The sequence below is a fragment of the Okeania sp. SIO2B3 genome (genome assembly GCF_010672525.1).
Taxonomy (GTDB): domain Bacteria; phylum Cyanobacteriota; class Cyanobacteriia; order Cyanobacteriales; family Microcoleaceae; genus Okeania.
On the sequence record NZ_JAAHGH010000217.1, the window covers coordinates 1 to 3,014 of the forward strand.

Here is a 3,014-nt window from a genome sequence, read left to right on the forward strand (position 1 = left end):
GGGGGGGAGGGGAGGAGGGGGGGATGGGGGGAGGGGGGGAGGGGGAGATGGGGAGATGGGGAGATGGGGAGAAAAAGACACCTATAAACAAAAATAAGAGTGCACAGTTTTAGGTGTGTCAGTCTACTACTGGACTATAATTTTTTTTCAATGTCTATTGAATGTCTATTATTAACCATCAATTTTATAAAAAGGCTAACAATAAAAACAATTAATTCATATCCGCCAACAATGATTAGTAGTCCTAGAAAAGTTACCATTAGCGAGTAAGGTAAGCTTATATCTTTTTTTGAACTTAATAGCTCACTTTTATATTTATCAAAATTTGAAATATATTCTTTTTTATCTAGAAGTATTCCTTGATTGTATCTATCCAAGCTGTATTCTCTAAAATAAAATGTAACAACAATTACTAATACTGAAAATACTATTACTTTAGAAACTAATTCTATGTTTTTCATTTTTATATAAAGAACGAACTAAATTACTTATCTATGAAGAGAATCTAACCCCCGTTGCAACACCACCAAACCATGTGATACATAAACTAGAAATTTTTTGTAACTTGCTTGTCTTGTCATTTTCTGAGCGAAGTTCAATAATTGAAAATACAATTAGAGGTATTACACTCAAACCTATTAAGAAGTGAAAATTTTGTACTATAGCAGCTCCAAGACCAGTAAAAAACATAAAAACATACTCAAACAGAAACTTAAAAAAATCTTTCATAATTAAATTACTACCTTAATAAAAACATAACTTATACAAGTAGGCTGTATATAGCGTTAAGCTTTATAATTCATGTCCATTTTTATCTTCTAGTTATAGTTGTTTTAAATAAGAATGAGACACTTTTTCAGCAGAAACCGTTTCACAGCAAGAAATTATCGTCTCAACCTAAACTAAAATGACTATAGTTAGAAACTCTTTCCATAATCGCCTGTATAGTAATGGTATGCCAACTGAAATACTTCCAATTTTGTCCATATTTTGTTTTAATTTCATCTACTTTTGTACAAAAATGTTAAAAATGTACTAAACTGTTCCCAAATATAAGCAATGATACAAATCAAATCCTATTCCCTAACCCCATGAGTCTAGAAGAAGCCTTAAAACTGGCCGATGAAATAGTCTTTGAGAAAACAGGTCAGCATTTAGATGATTTACAACAAGCGGTATTGCAAGGAACTCTAAAACGCAAGAGATACAGACAAATAGCTGAAGATTTTGACTACTCTGAAAGTTGCATTAGAGGTGTGGGTGCAGAATTATGGAAAACACTTTCAGAAGCGTTAGGGGAAAAGGTTACTAAACCAAATTTTCGCTCCGCAATAGAGAGGTGGCAAAACTCTAACATTTTAAACCTTGCACAAGATGTTGTAGTGAGTGACAGTTTCAACATCTGTGAAAAAGAAAGGCACTCCCCAGATACACCAAACTCACACCAACCTAACCAACAAAAATCTCACCCCACACAACCTGCAACCCCACATCAATATTTAGATGAAATGCCAGAGTTAGGCGACTTCTACAACCGCACCACCGAACTCGAAACCCTAACTACCTGGATTTTACAACAACATTTTCGCCTCATTGCACTCACGGGTATCATTGGTATCGGCAAAACCACATTAGCAGTAAAACTCCTTCACCAAATAAAAGATAATTTTGACTATGTAGTTTGGCGCAGTCTGGAAACATCCCCCACTTTTGCAGAATTTCAAGCTGACTTACTTCAATTTTTCTCCCAGTCTCAACAACAAAACTCACTCGAAAACACACAAAAACCTTTACCCCTAATCAAATATTTACAGCAGCATCGTTGTTTAGTAATTTTGGATGACATTCATCACCTTTTCAGCAGTGGGGAATTAGCAGGAAAGTACAAACCAGGATATGAAGAGTATGACTGCTTTTTCAAACAGATAGAAAAATTATCCCATGACAGTTGCCTGCTATTAATAGGTTGGGAACAACCCATTAAACTTGCTCAACTCAAAAGCAAAAAAACACCAATTCCTATTTTGCAACTGACTGGTTTAGATATTGCCAGCGCAACAGAAATACTCAGAGATTATGGTTTAACAGAAATTGATAATTGGGAAAAGCTAATTCACCTCTATCAAGGCAACCCTCTATGGTTAAAAAGTATGGCAACTCAGATTCAAGAATTAGGAGAAAATTTGATTGAATTATTGCCAGATGATGCCATCTTATTACCAGAAGATTTAAAAGATACTTTACAACAGCAGAGCGATCGCCTATCGGAAACCGAAAAACAAATTTTAGAGCTTTGAGTAATGAAAAATCAACCTATTAGTCTGGCGCAATTCTTAGAAACTACAGAAATATCACCATCAGATTTACTCAACACATTACAATCTTTATGTCGGCGTTCCATAATTGAAAAACAAGAAAATCTTTACAGTGTGCCACCTGTAGTCAGGGAATATAGCAGTGTTTTTTTTGGTTAGGACAGAGTTTGAGGTGGAATTTTCAGTGTCTGTGGTTTTATTGCGGATGTCGCAATAGGAGTTTTTACTCAGTTCCATGGGGAATTTTCAGTGTCTGTGGTTTTATTGCGGATGTCGCAATAGGAGTTTTTGCTCAGTTCCATGGGGAATTTTCAGTGTCTGTGGTTTTATTGCGGATGTCGCAATAGGAGTTTTTGCTCAGTTCCATGGGGAATTTTCAGTGTCTGTGGTTTGACAGTGATTTTCATTTGGGTAGGTAGGGGCGAATGGCATTCGCCCTGACAAGGTTTTGGTTGTAGCGATGTGGTTGATCAATCTCAAAAGCGCTGTATTGCGGATGTCGCAATCAGAATTTTTGCTTAGTTCCATGGGGAATTTTTACTGTCTGTGGTTTTGTTGCGGATGTCGCAATAAGAATTTTTACTCAGTTCCATTGGCTCAACTACTATTACAGCGCTTTTGCCGATCTCTAAACCACATCGTCATAACCAAAACCCTGTAAGGGCGCAATTCGGAGCTTGGCGTTAGCCAATGCCATTA

Annotated in this window: 4 protein-coding genes; 2 read left to right on the forward strand and 2 right to left on the reverse strand. The window is 36.4% G+C overall.

The genetic code is table 11. From position 1 onward, the window contains the following. Positions 1 to 134: 134 nt before the first annotated feature. Together F6K15_RS37665 and F6K15_RS37670 are read right to left on the reverse strand one after the other, a co-directional pair. Positions 135 to 461, reverse strand: coding sequence for a hypothetical protein (locus F6K15_RS37665; protein ID WP_293071178.1), 327 nt, complete (start codon positions 459 to 461; stop codon positions 135 to 137). 31 nt (positions 462 to 492) lie between these two features. Next, positions 493 to 729, reverse strand: coding sequence for a hypothetical protein (locus F6K15_RS37670; protein ID WP_293071180.1), 237 nt, complete (start codon positions 727 to 729; stop codon positions 493 to 495). A 362-nt stretch (positions 730 to 1,091) separates the two neighbouring features. On the opposite strand from F6K15_RS37670, the gene F6K15_RS37675 reads away from it, so the two are divergent. Then, entirely contained in the window at positions 1,092 to 2,297 is a 1,206-nt protein-coding gene (locus F6K15_RS37675) for an NB-ARC domain-containing protein (protein WP_363269562.1), read from the forward strand. A 3-nt stretch (positions 2,298 to 2,300) separates the two neighbouring features. Further along, the gene (locus F6K15_RS38955) at positions 2,301 to 2,474 is read left to right on the forward strand and encodes a hypothetical protein (RefSeq protein ID WP_363269564.1); all 174 of its coding nucleotides are present in this window, start codon (positions 2,301 to 2,303) and stop codon (positions 2,472 to 2,474) included. Positions 2,475 to 3,014 lie beyond the last annotated feature (540 nt).

What these genes read in the sequence shown, in the direction of transcription:
- F6K15_RS37675 (WP_363269562.1), top strand. Translation starts at nt 1,092, where the DNA reads ATGAGTCTAGAAGAAGCCTTAAAACTGGCCGATGAAATAGTCTTTGAG.
- F6K15_RS38955 (WP_363269564.1), top strand. Translation starts at nt 2,301, where the DNA reads ATGAAAAATCAACCTATTAGTCTGGCGCAATTCTTAGAAACTACAGAA.
- F6K15_RS37670 (WP_293071180.1), bottom strand. Translation starts at nt 729, where the DNA reads ATGAAAGATTTTTTTAAGTTTCTGTTTGAGTATGTTTTTATGTTTTTT.
- F6K15_RS37665 (WP_293071178.1), bottom strand. Translation starts at nt 461, where the DNA reads ATGAAAAACATAGAATTAGTTTCTAAAGTAATAGTATTTTCAGTATTA.